The organism is Candidatus Chordibacter forsetii (assembly GCF_964187505.1).
GTDB lineage: Bacteria > Verrucomicrobiota > Verrucomicrobiia > Opitutales > Seribacteraceae > Chordibacter > Chordibacter forsetii.
The window spans coordinates 1-14,826 of the sequence record NZ_CAXLML010000190.1; the positions used below are offsets into that span (position 1 = coordinate 1).

Consider the following 14,826-nt stretch of genomic DNA (forward strand, 5'->3'; position numbering starts at 1 on the left):
ACGACCGATGACAACTCCAATAACCTTTATCTTCTAAATGTTTATTCTGATAATACAAGTTCTGGAACTGCGAGTGGTTCCGGTTTTTTCCGGGGATGGAGAACCATCAAGGCATTTCCAAAAGAAGGTTTTCAATTCTCACATTGGGAAGGTGGCGAATTCGAAGGAGTCTATAATGCTACGACCAAAGTCAACATATCCCAAGATACCTCTGTAATCGCTCATTTTCAAAGCGTTGGTCTATTTGAGGGTTCAGAATCTTTGTCTAATGGTTGGTGGGGGAATCCTTGGTTTGGATATTTTTGGAAAGTCGGCGAGGAGGATTGGTTATTTCATGAAGACCTTGGATGGATATTCATGAAGAAAAAAGGAGATCAATCCATTTGGGTATGGATACAGAAAATGGAAGACTGGTTTTGGACAACTAAAGATCATTACCCAGCCCTGCATTCATCTTCTAGCCAAACTTGGTATTGGGTAAGCTTGGAACAGTCTGACGTTACAAGACTGGTAATCTTTGACTATTCGAACTCTACTTGGACGAGTCGGTAAAGGTTAGCTTTTTTAAAGCTATAATAAATCACTGATTTGCATCAGTAAATTATAGGTGCGACATCCTTACAGGAATTTATGCACTCTAGGAAAGTAGTATATTAGACCTTTTTTTACCTAAATTAAAGCTAGAGAATGAGTAAAATAGGTCGAACTCATCAATTATCAAACCATCTTATTGTGCGTACCACTGTAGGCTTATAAAGGTTTCAGGCACTCCTTGTGAACTTCGTACAAGAATTCATCGCATGATAAGCTTATATCATTGTGGTGAAACCTTACACCAAGGGTGTTTATCTTACGCAGGTTAACTACCTCAATATGTTCGGTTCAAATTAACCCGAACTAGGTAGCCTGATTAAAGGGTATTGGAAACTATTCCGCAGTTGGGTTGTTCGCCTGTATAAAAGTTTTAACTCCTCCAGTCGCACCACGATAAATAATGAGTCCGTCCGATGAACCTACAGTTAAATTATCTTGTGACGAATTATCACTGTATCTCCAACCTCCACCTGATATGATAATTTGAGGTGCAGAACTGTAGCCAGAACCTCCTGCAGTTAGGTTAAAGCTTGAATACTGCCCAGATCCATTTGTTGTTACTGTACCCTTTGCTCCAGTTCCTCCCCCACCAACAGCATACCAAGTCGCGGTGGAACTACTATTGCTATAACCAGCTCCAACATTGCCAATACTCCAAGCAGGCGATCCTTCGTCTGATTTAAAATTAACATCTCGTTGCTTTTCGATAACCACAAAACCCGATCCACTTCCAACAATTTCAAAATTACCCGAAATATTGGAGTAAACGATAGATCCAGAACCGTTTGTATCGACTGTTTCCAGAGTTGTGGCATTTAACTCATTGGCTCCATCATCGCTTAGCATGTATCCTTGAATATCACTTAGAGTAATCGTAAACCCAGTACCAGGAGCCGTGCCAGTTAAAGTTAATTTAGTGTAATTTCCATCATTGTAATTTGTTACAATAGAAGTACCTGCGGCATTGGAAGAACTTTGTATAGCAGAAATGGAACCAGAACCGATAAACAGGTCGCTTGTTGTCATTGCACTGCTACCACCCGATCCAGCTTTGCCAATCGCTTTCATTGTAGTGGTTATTCCAGAATTCACTCCAGATTTATACCAATATTTTTTCCATGTACCAGATGCCAAAATTGTAATGGTATCCATGTCAGTGTCCGAATCGGAAGCACCAGCACGGAACTTCGAAGTGGTTGAATCGTGGATTTCAGTTGAAGGAATGATTTCAGTTAAAAGCAAATCCATACCGAAAGGATTATTGGCGATAAAAGTCTTTCCGGATTCCGGAAGGTAGATTTGAGTAGGAGAGTCATCAAAACTGATTTCAGATTCTAAAGTTACTGTGCCAGAACTCCTCCGAGCTACAATAAATGCTTCATCCGGATAAATTACAGTGTTATTGCACTTCACTCCATAACCTTTATCACGGGAATACCACCCGTATAAACCGCCTCCGGCAATGTGTAAATACTTGGTGTAGCCCCCAAGGCTAGGGTCATAAACATATACCCAATCGACAGTATTTCCGGTTGTTCCACGCCAACCAGTGGCTGATGTCCAATTAGTAAGTGGCCAATAAGATCCAAATATATTACCCAGAGTAGCCGCGGGAACAACTTCCACTAAAGTTCCGGCAGGGAAATAGGTCGATACATTAGTACTCTCCCCCTGGGCAAGATTGGACATGTCCAAAGTAAGGTTAGTTCGAGAATTATTAGTTATGAGAAAACATCTTCCGTAATAAGTGCTGTCCTCATTAGCTATTCGTGCAAAATGTGGCCCCCCAACTACAGTAAGTTCGGCAGCTGTTGTATAACCTGTTCCACCACTTACAACAGTGAAACCAGATACTTTTCCATTGCTATCAATTGCAGCCGTTATGCTTGCCGTATCCCCACCACCATCGGAAGGAGAAACAATAATTTCTGGAGCATTATCAAAACCTACTCCACTATTATCGAAATTACTACGATAGGTGGGTGTAGAAACAGCCGTAATATTACCATCTCCGTTTATGGAAACGGTAAAATTGCTTTCTGGTAGTTGCACATCAGGTTTAAATGCACCAGCAGCAAAGAAGGGGTAAGTAGTCGCATTATTTTCATCCGTACCGGTCGCGAAAGTAATGTTTTGATCAGAATTAGAAGATGAATCGACCGAACCGGAAAAAACTGAATTCCCAAGAGTTGCTGCACTTACAATCTTGTAAGTGGGTTCTGAATAATTTCCATCTGCTATAGTGAAAACATTGGAACCAGATACTCCCCCTACATTAGCATTCAATGCAAAGCTTGAAAAACAACTAACAGATAGGGCGATTATGAAGGTATTTTGAAATTTCATAGGGACATGAGAGGGCTATTGTGAAACATAAGAATCATAAGTATTAGCAGAAGTTTACATTTTAATACAACTTTCGTCATTTTTTTGGAGAAGTAAAGGGATTTGTTAATTATGATTTACTCATCTTTGCATAGCAAACACTCCAATACTCCCTGCAGTTAAATTGGAAATCCACCAACCGTATCCGTTCGAACCTATTAATTCTCCTACACTGGTTCCCAATAAAAAGTAAAAAAGACAAATCAATACACCTGTAAAAAGGTTAGAATAAGTTTCCCGCCGGCCTCGGCGAACAGCCAGTGTTAAAAGTAATGGGCACAAAGCCACAGGAGCACACCCCAATGATGCATATTTGTTGAAATGAAAACAAGCCCTCTGGTAATCGGCATCGTGGATTTCATCCAGCTTCACTTTATTCAAAAACTCAAGAAAAGGCATGTGTTTGGAATCCCGATTTATTTGAGGGGTTTCCAGGCTAAACCTAATTGGTTGTTTCCATTTTTTAAAAGATACAAAACTTGATGATTTTAAATGATTGCCCCCAGAATGATCTAGGGATTCATAATCAACTTCACTTAAGAACAGTTCAATCGCTCCCTTATCACGAATTTTTCGCACAGTGGCACGTTTTGCGTGTAATATCGTAAGTAATTCGTTTTGAGCACCCCATGTCAAAATGCGCACATTGTGCCATAAATGACCCGCTCCATAACCTATGGACATAGTCGCCCTAGTCATTTTTTTTTGATGGCCTGAGGTCAATCCACCCATAAATTTTTGCTCACCCTCCCCATCGACTTTAAAAGCAATTTCCCGACCGTCCTCGACCCAGCTCTCAAAATCCTGCCAAATCATGTCCCTGACACGTTCCTCAAAAACTCCTCGAGAAACAGGCGATAAATGAAGGGAAGCAAAGCAACCAATAAAACTAACCGCTAGTGCGGATAAAAAAATTGGTTTAGCCCAAAGATTTCTTCTTATCCCCAGGGATTGCATAGCTAAAACTTCTCGATCGGCCGACCACCTACCCACGCAAAAGATGACCGCCAGAGAAAAACCAAAGGGCAAGCCAAGGGAAAGGGCGAAAGGAAGCATTAGCGATACAAGTTCTAAAAAGAGAAGTGGAGAAATCGCCAAGGCGCGAAAGAGTTCCTCATCGTTCTTTGATAAATTTCCATAAAGCAAGATGGCAGTCAAAACGAGGGTAGATAAAAGAGTTGCTCCTAAAATTTCCCTCAATACGTAACTTCGTATAATTTTGGACTTTGCCTCTTTCACAAACCAATTAAGTAAAGGAAAGGCCGGCCAAATCCTGAGGAGTATCGACCCCACAGGTACCATTTTTTACGATCTCTACTGAAATATGCTTTCCGTTTTCCAAAGCCCTTAATTGCTCAAGTTTTTCCAATCCCTCCAAGCAACCAAGCGGCAGGCTGGCAAATTCGTTCAAAAATTCACCCCGGTATCCATACATACCCAAATGCTTGTAACAATTGTGCCCCACTACCCCAGCATGTTCGCGATCGTAAGGAATTTGTGCACGGGAAAAAAACAAAGCAAATCCTGAGAGACTAAGCACCACCTTTACTTGATTAGGGTCTTGAAAATCTTCATTTTTTTCGAAAGGAGCAGCCAAGGTTGCAAGATCAGCACCTTTTCTTTTTAAAGCTTTATCGAGAGCTAAGATATGTTCACGCATGACCATTGGTTCATCCGCTTGAACATTTAAAATTTCATCCCTTTGTAAAATTTTGTTCGCCTGAGCGACACGATCGGTACCCGAAGCTAAATCTGGATCTGTAAAAATACAGGTAAATCCCTCCTGCTTTAAGGGTTGGGCAATTTCCTCACCGTCCACCGCAAAAACAAGATCATACTCGGGAACTTGATTTCGCAGACGATTGGCAGTTCTTAAGATTAGAGGCATACCCCCTGCATCGGCCAGTAATTTTTTAGGAAATCGGGAGGATGCCAACCGGGCTGGAACTACAATGGTTGGTGTTGGGTTCTTGGACATGTGAATGACTAAGTCTTTTTTTGGGTCACTTCTTGGGTTGTCGCAAGCAAATACCTGACTAGTATTACATGATTACCATGACTGTAGAAACTAATGAACCCCTTGCCCGTTCCGTCATGCCTGATCGATTCTCTTTGCCCGATGAAAAAGGCAGGTTCGGTCCATACGGTGGGAGCTATGTGCCCGAAACCCTGTACCATCCGCTAAAGGAATTAAATGATGCCTATTTGGAAGCTAGGGCTGATCCTAGCTTCCAGCATGAACTCGATCGTTTGCTCAAGGAATTTGCCGGAAGACCCACAGAATTGTATTTTGCCGAGCGCCTAACCAAAGAATTGGGCGGGGCTAAAATCTATTTAAAACGGGAAGATTTACTTCACACAGGTGCACACAAAATAAACAATGCACTAGGACAAGCCCTGCTCGCGAAAAGAATGGGGAAGAAACGAATTATTGCAGAAACCGGAGCAGGACAGCATGGGATCGCCACTGCATCAGTTTGTGCAAAATTTGGCTTAGATTGCAAAATATACATGGGTGCAGAAGACATGCGCCGACAGGCTCTTAATGTATTTCGCATGCGCTTGAGCGGGGCTGAAGTGCATGGAGTAGAAGCGGGTAGTAAAACCCTTAAGGAAGCCATTAATGAGGCGATGAGAGATTGGGTGACCAATGTTCGTACAACTCACTACATTTTGGGCTCGGCTCTGGGAGCACACCCCTACCCCGGTATGGTGCGAGATTTCCACCGTATAATTAGCAAAGAAACCAAAAGGCAATTTCTCGAGACAGAAGGTCGTTTACCTGATGAAATGATTGCCTGCGTGGGAGGTGGCAGCAATGCGATTGGATTCTTTTTTGATTTCCTTGAAGAAACAAATGTCCGCTTAATTGGTGTTGAAGCAGGTGGTCGTTCTCTCAAAGAAGGTGAACATGCAGCCCGTTTTGAAGGAGGTAAACTTGGCGTACTCCAAGGCTGTAAAACTTGGATCTTGCAAAACCCGGATGGACAAATAAACCAAACCCACTCAGTTTCTGCAGGATTAGATTATGCAGCCATAGGTCCTGAACATGCATTTTACCGAGACCTTAACCGGATTGAATTTGCCCATGCTGGCGACGAGGACGCACTTAACGCCTTCAGGGCACTATCTTCGACAGAAGGCATCCTACCCGCACTTGAGACCTCTCATGGCCTCGCTCATGCCTTTAAACGTGCCAAAGAGATGCGAAAGGATGAATTGCTCTGCGTAAATTTAAGTGGTCGGGGGGATAAAGATGCGATGGAAGCAGCCCGCTTAATGGGCGTGAGCGGACTTCCCCAAATGCCAACTTTATGAAGAGTATGACTGGCTATGGACGGGCGGAGATTACCCTGCCCGAATTTCATGGTGTGATCGAACTTTCTTCAGTAAATAAAAGAGGATTTGAATTCCTACTACACGGACCCAAGGAATGGCAGTTTTTTGAGAGGGAAGCACAAAAACTAATTCGTTCTTCGGTAGAGCGTGGACGGATTCGTCTATCAATTCTGCTTCAACCACAAGCGATTTCAGCAGAAAATCCTTCTCGCGATCAAGAAGCAAGAGTTGGCGACAAATTAGACGAATTAAAAAAAATTTGCCTTAGCCAAGATCTCCCCTATTCACCATCCGTCGATCTAATACAACGGATACTGACATCGGGCTCAAGGGAACCCGTGGTACCGTCGTTGGACTCAATCGAAGACATATTAATCGACAAGACAAATATTGCCCTTAATCAGATGGTTTCAATGCGCGGAAAAGAAGGCGATTCACTTGCCAAAGACTTAAGGAAACGTGCTTATAGTTTAGGCGAAATCGTTCACTCAGTTGAAAAAAACACGGAGGGACTCGCTAGAGAATGGAGAGACCGCTTACTACAAAGACTTAAAGAAAGTGGCTTGGGTATAAACTGCGATGATGACGCAGTTCGTAAGGAATTTACTGTCTATGCTGAAAAATCTGATGTCTCTGAAGAGATTACTCGGGTACGCAGTCACTTGGAACAATTTGAAGAAGGTTTACATGCTAAACAACCAATTGGCAGAAAACTGGAATTTATTGTTCAAGAATTGGGCCGAGAGTTTAATACTTTGGGCTCAAAATCTTTAACTCCTACAATTTCTAATCTCGTTATTGAAGCAAAGGTAGAAATTGAAAAAATTCGTGAGCAGGTAATGAATCTCGAATAAGCAGGCTCCTACTGCTAACCCGCCTGATTTATACTGGTATATTCTTTTGACCGTTATCTTTGGTCTTCGAATCCAAAAAACCTATAATCAGATAGGAAAAAGCCCCGATAAAAATAGCTGAGTCTGCAACATTAAAAATGGGATAATCATACTCGACCCAAGGGAGAAAAACATCGATAAAATCAACCACCGCTGCTGGATTACGAAATATTCGATCCCCTAAATTTCCTGCAATCCCCCCCGCAATCGCTCCAAAAACAAACTGCAAAGAATTTCGGTGGAGTTCCAAATGCCTGCGAAAAATAAAAATAGAAGCCAAAGCAATTCCAGCTAATAAGGTTAGAGCTTCAGGATAGTCCGAAAAAAGACTCCATGCCGCCCCCGGGTTAGTCACATAAGTAAATTCGAGAAAAGCTTCAGGTCCTTCGAGGTAATCAATTAATACGATTGGGTTCCTTCGAAGCTCAACTGCCCTCTCGACAACCCATGACTTTGACCATTGATCAAGCACAAGAATGCTGACCAAGAGGGTCCACAAACGTAAATATTGTACCAAAATAAAAAATTACAAAGAAGATAGGCCCACAAACCTAGTCTTCTTCACCCATAGTTGAATCTGCTAAGGTAGCAAACGTCCCAGTACCGAAATCTTTTTCTTTAATTCTTCCACGCTCGTACTGGTTTTGTCCCTCCACCGAAAAACGGGTGAAAGGAACAGCCTTTAAGCGATTCTTGTTAATCGGTTTTTGTGTTTCCAGGCAGATTCCATACGAGCCGTCGAATATCCGATCAATCGCCTCTTCAATTTCCTCTAAAGCCTCTTGGTCATTGGCAACCATGGAAAGAGCTAAATCACGGTCAAAAGTTTCAGTTCCAGCATCACTTGAATTTATTGATAATTCACCCGATTCTCGAGCAGACGCACCTATGGTCTCATTTGAACGCTCTCCAAGAGAACCTTTAAGTGAATTCCGCAAGGACATTAACGATTCGTAATAAGAAGCCCATTGAGTGGGGACTTTAGTTACATCCCAAACCGGTCGACTTGGTCCCACAGATGGAGCACCAAACCCTAGAATGTCATCAATGGAAGCAGTAGTAAGCTTTTTTACTTTGGAAACTTTCTCAGGCTTGGTCTTTGCTACTTTTGGGGGTTGAACTTCTGCAGCTTTCTTGGCGGTAACCTTCTTTGGTTTTTCTTTCTTTTTTGAATGAATTAACCCAAGAACATCATCGAAAGAAAAGGAGGTGCTTTCTGGTTTTGTATCCTCCTTCTGATTGATCGCCCTTGATTTGGAGACAATTTCTTTAACCTTCGATATAGTGGCTGAATCTTTTTTCTGAGATGTACGAGTTTTCGAAGAGGCTTTTGAAGAAGCTGTAGATTTTGCCTTCTTAGATGAAACTTGTTTTTTCGTTTTGGTAGACGCAGCAGTAGGCTTCTTCTTAGCAGGCACGCTCTTAGTCACCTTCTTAACAGAGGCTTGCTTCGCCGTAGGTTTTGGCTTGGCCGCTTTTTTGGATGGAGCCTTGGCTTTGGATGCCACAGCTTTATCCTTGTTTGGTTTTGGTCGGGTTGTAGAAGAGACTTTCTTTTTTGCAGTCATTATAAACTAGATTTTCGGCAGAATACGATTTCAACGAATCTTGGCAAGCACTTCGGCACAACGAGGGGACACTTCACCCCATGGCTCCACCTTAACAAGCTCTGGAACCCAGCGCCAACTTCGGGGACAACGTATACCTGATGCATGACAAGCTGTGACTTTATCTACCTCTCCGGAAGGAAGATTTTCCAAGGTAACGGATGATACAATAAATAACTCAGCCAATTCATCCAAGGATCGACGTTTTAAAATATCAACGAATTTACTGTCTGTTGATAAACAAAGACTAACGCATGCGTCCAAAGACTGACCTATCTCTTTTTTCACCCGTAAAGATTCTAATGCTTCATTTACATGTGAATCTTTAAGGTCTAATAATTCCTGAACATCGGAAACTGCAATTTGACCTTCTCCTAAATCAATTTCCTTCGGCCAATCCTGTAAACTCAATGAATCGTTACAATATTCCTCACCCGATTGACCAAATGCCCATGCCTCATCTGCAATGTAAGGGGTAAAGGGACCGATTAATTTTATCAAAGACTCGAAAATCATCCTTAAGGCCGACTGTGTTGAACGGCGCAAAGGATCGTTCGGGTCCAATGTGTAAAGCCTGTCTTTGATCACATCGTGATAAGTTGATGAAAGAATACCCGAACAAAATCGATTCAAACACTGAATAGCCCGGTGAAATTCATACTGTTCGCATGAATCAGTAACTTCTCGAATTAAATCATTGGTTTTCCCAAGAGTCCAAAGATCTATCGGGGACATTTGCTCGATTGGTACCGAATGCTCTGCCTGAGAAAAATCATGCAAGGCTCCAAGCTGAAAGCGTAATGTATTACGCAGGGTGCGATAGGCCCGCACTGCCTGTTCAAGGATTTCATCGGACAAGGGAATATCCCTGCGGAAATCCTCCGAACATACCCAAAGGCGCAAAACATCAGCCCCGTATTTTGTAACAAAAGAATCTGCAGTCTGGGGTTTCCCATCGCTTTTGGAAATTTTCTTTCCTTCTCCGTTAACCACAAAACCATGGGTTAAAATTCTTCGATAAGGTGCCGACTGGGTAGAAACCATACTCGTCCAAAGAGAGCTTTGAAACCATCCACGGTGTTGATCACTGCCCTCCAAATATAAATCAGCCGGACAGGAAACTTCCTCATTTTTACGAAGAACCGCCCGATGACTGCATCCAGAATCAATCCATACATCGAGGGTGTCCTGCCCCTTGGATAATTTCCGACCTTTCCAAGAATCAGGAAGGTCATAACCATCGAGTAATTCCTCAGCTGTTTGGGAAAACCACAAATTACACCCATCTTGCGAGATTTTTGAGGCAAGAAATTCAATCAGGTTGGAATCAAGTAATACATTTCCATCATCATCAAAAAATACCGGTATCGGAACCCCCCAGGAACGTTGTCTCGATATGCACCAGTCAGGACGAGCTTCAAGAAATCCATGAATTCGGTTTCTCCCCCACTCCGGAGTAAATGAGACTTCTTTTAATCCATTAATGCAACGGCTTCGCAAATCTTCTTTATCGAGGGAAACAAACCATTGATCCATTGCTCGAAATATCACCGGTGATTTACTCCTCCAACAATGAGGATATTGATGGTCGTATTGTTTATGAGCCAATAATGCTCCTGATGATGTAAGAATTTCCAAAACTGCATGGTTTGCCTTGGAGCCATCCGCCTTTTCCAAAACAGAAAGACCGACCAATTCTTTAGGGATTTGTCCATCATCCAAATACTTCCCTCCATCATCAAGTGGACAATAGATTTCTAGATCGTGTTCCAAACCGGTTAGGTAATCATCCAATCCATGCCCCGGTGCAATGTGTACACACCCCGTACCTGTATCCATGGTTACATACTCAGCGTTCACAACCATGCTATCTCGATCGATAAATGGATGAAGAGTGGCTTTCCCAGCAAGGTCGGATCCCGTGCAAGTCCGGCCAATTGTATGGTCGGAGAATCCACACTCCTGGGTAAACTCATTCACCCGTTGTTCGGCGATCCAATAACTTGATCCATTCGCCTGCACCTCAGAGTATGTCTCCCGGGGATGAACTGCCACTGCAAGGTTGGCAGGCAAGGTCCAGGGTGTGGTAGTCCAGATTACTAAGTATTCGTCTTTCTCCCCCTTTATTTGAAAACGAACAAAAATAGAAGGGCTTTTATGGTCAAGGTATTCAATCTCAGCTTCTGCCAGTGCAGTTTGGCAAGGAATAGACCAATAGACTGGCTTTTTACTGCGGTAAACAAGTCCTTGATCCACAAAATCAGCAAAGGTACGAAGAATTTCTGCCTCGTAGGCAGGATTCATTGTTTTGTACTCTTTTTCCCAATCTGCCAAAACTCCCAATCGCTTGAACTGACTACGCTGGGTTTCAATATACGACTTCGAGAACTCTTCGCACTCCTTGCGCAACTCAACAGCATCAAACTCTTTTTTAGAGGCTCTTAATTTCTTTGTTACCTTATGCTCAATAGGTAAACCATGGCAATCCCAACCAGGTAAAAACGGTGTGCGAAAACCACGGGCGTTTTTGTAGCGCAAAATGGAGTCTTTAAGAATTTTGTTAAGTGCCGTGCCTACATGCACATCTCCATTGGTAAAGGGAGGACCGTCATGGAGTACAAAAGACGGACCATTTTGGTTTTTCTTTTGCATCTTTGCATAGACTTCTGATGTTTCCCAATGATTCATACGAGCAGGCTCTCGCACCACTGCGTTAGCACGCATGGGAAAGTTTGTCTTTGGAAGATTTAAAGTATCCTTAAGTTTTTCAGGAGCATTCATTTGGAGTACGCCTCACGCAAAATGAGGAAAGATGAAGCAATGTGCCGTCAAGTCAAGGGCGGATGAGTACTCTTGCAACGTGAATCTACTTGCCATTCAAAACTCAGCAACCACCCTAATCGGTTTTCTTACCGATGTACGAACTTTTAGATAGTTGGATCACTCCATGGGCTCATCAATCTTACGGCCTATATCTTTGTGTATTAACTCTCTGTATAATTACAGGCTTTTTTCTTCTAACCAAAGGAGGAGATTGGCTAAGCGATCATAGTTCAAACATTGCTTGCCAGCTTGGTATTCCACCAGTGGTAGTTGGATTAACCATTGTGTCGATCGCCACTTCTACCCCTGAATTATTTACTTCCCTATCAGCTATTCGAAGTGATTCTCCCGGATTGGTTCTTGGAAACATCATCGGTTCTAATATAGCAAATATCGGCCTAATCCTCGGAATAGCCCTTCTGCTAGGAAACATATCTACAAAAGGTGCGGTTTCTCAGGCTCAAAGACATTGCTTAAGCTGGATAACTATTGGTTTTTGCCTCGCTTTGGTCTTTCTGCCACGCGGAGAGCTAGGAATGATCCCAGGCACTCTTTTACTTGTATTTATCGTCCTTTATTTAATTTTTGTTTCCTTTCATGCATTAAAGAACAAGAGTGCCAACAAAACATTTCAGGAATTAGGCCAAGTTGAAAACTCTCCTGCAAGCAGCCTGCTCATTTCCATAATTATGCTCATCCTTGCGACTCTTACCCTTTGGCTTGGTTCAGATTCTCTGGTTTATGGATCTAAAAGCCTGGCATTGATTGCTGGAGTGCCTGAGGAACTGATTGGGTTTACCTTACTAGCCATAGGCACAAGCCTTCCAGAATTAGCTGCATCGATCAGCCTGATTCGGAAAGCTCAAACATCCATGCTGCTAGGAAATATCGTTGGATCAAATCTATTTAACCTTTCCCTTATTGGTGGACTGGCTGGAGTGATGGGCCCGATATGCAGCGGAGCACCTTATCCGTGGATTGATTACCTCTCGTTACTCTTAACCACTGGAATATTAATCTACTGGTTAGGGGGAAAGCACCTAGTAAAAACCCACGGTATTATACTGCTCTGCCTCTACTTAACAGCCAGTGTAAGCACTTGGCTGCTTAATGCATAAAGGTCGCTCCCCCTCATGAAAGGGGATTATCTAAGAAGGTAAATCCTAAAAGATTAAGAACTGTCCCCGACTTGAAAACGGAGGAATTTTTCTACCTTGAGTTGCGATCCAATCTCTTTTCCAACTTCATCAACAAATTGCTGAATCGATTGGTCAGGGTTCTTTACAAAGGGTTGTTCAAGCAAAGAAACGCCAGCAAAATATTTCTCCAACTTGCCGCTGATAATCTTTTCAACAGCTTGTGGGGGCTTACCCTCAGCTTGGGCTTGGGCAATTTCCTTTTCCTTATCAACAAGTTCTGAAGGCACTTCGTCTCTTGATACACAAACCGGAGAAGTCGCGGCAATGTGCATGCAGATATCTTTAGCCATTGAAACCACAAGTTCGTTTGAATGAACCTCTGAAGAATCGGAACCTACCGATAGGAGTACTGCTACTTTCGCACCGGTGTGGACATACGATTCAACAAGACCGGATGTTTTAGGAGCAAGCGTTTCAGATCTGGAAATTTTAATATTTTCACCTATCTTTGCAACCTGTTCAGTTCTCTTTTCTTCAAAGTCTGCCGATGGGTTATTCAAAAGCTCCATAGCAATTTCATTTGAGAAAACAACAAAGTCATCGTTTTTAGCGACAAAATCAGTTTCGCAATTTACTTCTACAAGTATACCCTTGGAACGATCTTCAGATATGGCTTGAGCAATCATTCCTTCACTTGCACTGCGACCGGATTTTTTCGCTGCGGTTGCCACTCCTTTTTTACGAAGTATGGAAACAGCTTCTTCCATATCTCCGTTACTTTCGCCCAAGGCGCGCTTGCAATCAATAAGCCCGGCGCCAGTTTTTTCGCGCAAGGCCATAACACTATCTTTGTTGATGGACATCTTAGGTAATTCGAACTTGGTAAAAAATTAGGTTAATGAAGAGTTATTTACTTTGACTCCTCTGCGACAGCATTGTCTGCGGAATCTGGATTTGCTTCAGCTTTCTTACTACTATCTGAATCAGACTCTTCAACGGAAGCAGATGAATTATCAGCTACAGGAATTGTCTCAGATTGAGGCTCTTCATCGACAGTTTTTTCTGCCTTCTTACGGTCGTCAAAGTCCATTTCGTCATAGCCTTCGGGAAGGGTGACTTCTGGCTCATCTTCATTATCAAGAAAATCAGGTTCTTGGGAGACAGGTGTAATATCCTTACGCTTTGTTGGAGTTTGAGTGCGTTTAGTTGCCCCCGCCTGAATGGCCTCAAGAATGACATCCACAATGATTCGGATGGATTTGGTCGAGTCATCGTTCCCAGGAATAGGGTGAGAAAGAAGGGATGGGTCAGAGTTACTGTCGACCAATGCAATCACGGGAATTTTCAAACGGTTAGCTTCAGCCACTGCGATAGATTCGTTAAAAGAATCGATAATGAAAAGCGCTCCAGGTAGACCTTGTAGATTAAGTAACCCCTCAAAGTCCCTGTTCATGCGTGTCATTTGACGCTTGATAGATGCACTCTCTTTGCCGTGCATTTTATCTAATGTACCGTCTTCTTCCATGCGCAAATACTTTTTATATTTCGCAATACTTGTGGAGACAGTCTCATAATTAGTAAGAGTTCCACCCATCCAACGATTCACACAAAATGGCATATTGGTGGCAGCGGCAAGCTCACGGACTGGTTCAACAGCCTGCCTTTTGGTACCGACAATTAAGACTTGTTTACCAGATCCAACAACTTCTTCGACCGCCTGAGCAGCTTTCTCAAGCAAATCATAGGTCTTTTCCAAATCAATAATGGAAATTCCGTGTCTATTGTCGTAAACAAAGGGCTTGGATTTAGGGTTCCAACGGCGGACTTGGTGGCCAAAGTGGACTCCGGCATCGAGGAGATCTTTTACAGATACGTTCATAATATTGATGGTTCAAAGCCCATCCCGAACGAGAGGATGGGAGAAATAATTTTCTTTTGTATGTTGTTAAGGGTTAATAATTTGGGAGCAGGGGCAGGATTTGAACCTGCGACCTTCAGGTTATGAGCCTGACGAGCTACCAGACTGCTCCACCCTGCTGCAAAAGG

The 14,826-nt window shown here is 42.8% G+C and carries 12 protein-coding genes and 1 tRNA gene; 4 read left to right on the top strand and 9 right to left on the bottom strand.

Features of this window, described 5'->3' with window-relative positions; all coding sequences use genetic code 11:
• A partial coding sequence (locus ACKPQ4_RS08300; RefSeq protein WP_407680723.1) for an InlB B-repeat-containing protein occupies window positions 1–552 on the top strand: 552 nt, incomplete at its 5' end.
• 375 nt (window positions 553–927) lie between these two features.
• Here ACKPQ4_RS08300 and ACKPQ4_RS08305 read toward each other — a convergent pair.
• From ACKPQ4_RS08305 to kdsB, 3 genes are all read right to left on the bottom strand, one after another.
• Window positions 928–2,940, bottom strand: coding sequence for a hypothetical protein (locus ACKPQ4_RS08305; RefSeq protein ID WP_407680724.1), 2,013 nt, complete (start codon window positions 2,938–2,940; stop codon window positions 928–930).
• A 120-nt stretch (window positions 2,941–3,060) separates the two neighbouring features.
• On the bottom strand, window positions 3,061–4,179 hold the full coding sequence (locus ACKPQ4_RS08310; protein ID WP_407680725.1) for an LptF/LptG family permease: 1,119 nt from the start codon (window positions 4,177–4,179) through the stop codon (window positions 3,061–3,063).
• 46 nt (window positions 4,180–4,225) lie between these two features.
• A complete protein-coding gene (gene kdsB, locus ACKPQ4_RS08315; protein WP_407680726.1) occupies window positions 4,226–4,957 on the bottom strand; it encodes a 3-deoxy-manno-octulosonate cytidylyltransferase in 732 nt (243 codons plus the stop codon).
• Between the two features lie 77 nt (window positions 4,958–5,034).
• Between kdsB and trpB the strand changes: the two genes are divergently transcribed.
• Both trpB and ACKPQ4_RS08325 read left to right on the top strand, forming a co-directional pair.
• Window positions 5,035–6,297, top strand: a complete 1,263-nt coding sequence (gene trpB, locus ACKPQ4_RS08320) for a tryptophan synthase subunit beta (RefSeq protein WP_407680727.1) — start codon at window positions 5,035–5,037, stop codon at window positions 6,295–6,297.
• The gene (locus tag ACKPQ4_RS08325) at window positions 6,294–7,172 is read left to right on the top strand and encodes a YicC/YloC family endoribonuclease (RefSeq protein ID WP_407680728.1); all 879 of its coding nucleotides are present in this window, start codon (window positions 6,294–6,296) and stop codon (window positions 7,170–7,172) included. Before trpB ends, ACKPQ4_RS08325 begins: the two co-directional genes overlap by 4 nt.
• A 28-nt stretch (window positions 7,173–7,200) precedes the next feature.
• Here the strand turns inward: ACKPQ4_RS08325 and lspA are convergent, their stop codons facing one another.
• Genes lspA through ileS form a run of 3 tightly spaced genes read right to left on the bottom strand, consistent with a single transcriptional unit; the run spans window position 7,201 to window position 11,599 of the window.
• On the bottom strand, window positions 7,201–7,728 hold the full coding sequence (gene lspA / locus ACKPQ4_RS08330) for a signal peptidase II (RefSeq protein ID WP_407680729.1): 528 nt from the start codon (window positions 7,726–7,728) through the stop codon (window positions 7,201–7,203).
• A gap of 34 nt (window positions 7,729–7,762) precedes the next feature.
• The gene (locus ACKPQ4_RS08335; protein ID WP_407680730.1) at window positions 7,763–8,779 is read right to left on the bottom strand and encodes a TraR/DksA family transcriptional regulator; all 1,017 of its coding nucleotides are present in this window, start codon (window positions 8,777–8,779) and stop codon (window positions 7,763–7,765) included.
• Between the two features lie 30 nt (window positions 8,780–8,809).
• Window positions 8,810–11,599 (bottom strand): isoleucine--tRNA ligase, encoded by a 2,790-nt coding sequence (gene ileS, locus ACKPQ4_RS08340; RefSeq protein ID WP_407680731.1) that lies wholly within the window; start codon window positions 11,597–11,599, stop codon window positions 8,810–8,812.
• A 134-nt stretch (window positions 11,600–11,733) separates the two neighbouring features.
• Here ileS and ACKPQ4_RS08345 point away from each other — a divergent pair, with 134 nt between their 5' ends.
• Window positions 11,734–12,759: a calcium/sodium antiporter gene (locus ACKPQ4_RS08345; protein WP_407680732.1), complete on the top strand. Its 1,026-nt coding sequence runs from the start codon at window positions 11,734–11,736 to the stop codon at window positions 12,757–12,759.
• 53 nt (window positions 12,760–12,812) lie between these two features.
• Here ACKPQ4_RS08345 and tsf read toward each other — a convergent pair whose 3' ends face one another.
• The 3 genes from tsf to ACKPQ4_RS08360 all read right to left on the bottom strand — a co-directional run bounded on the left by tsf (window position 12,813) and on the right by ACKPQ4_RS08360 (window position 14,818).
• Window positions 12,813–13,643 carry a translation elongation factor Ts gene (gene tsf, locus ACKPQ4_RS08350; protein WP_407680733.1) on the bottom strand — a complete coding sequence of 277 codons (831 nt, stop codon included), beginning with the start codon at window positions 13,641–13,643 and terminating at the stop codon, window positions 12,813–12,815.
• Between the two features lie 47 nt (window positions 13,644–13,690).
• Entirely contained in the window at window positions 13,691–14,659 is a 969-nt protein-coding gene (rpsB, locus tag ACKPQ4_RS08355) for a 30S ribosomal protein S2 (RefSeq protein ID WP_407680734.1), read from the bottom strand.
• A gap of 82 nt (window positions 14,660–14,741) precedes the next feature.
• Window positions 14,742–14,818 (bottom strand) — tRNA-Met (locus ACKPQ4_RS08360).
• Between the last annotated feature and the right edge of the window lie 8 nt (window positions 14,819–14,826).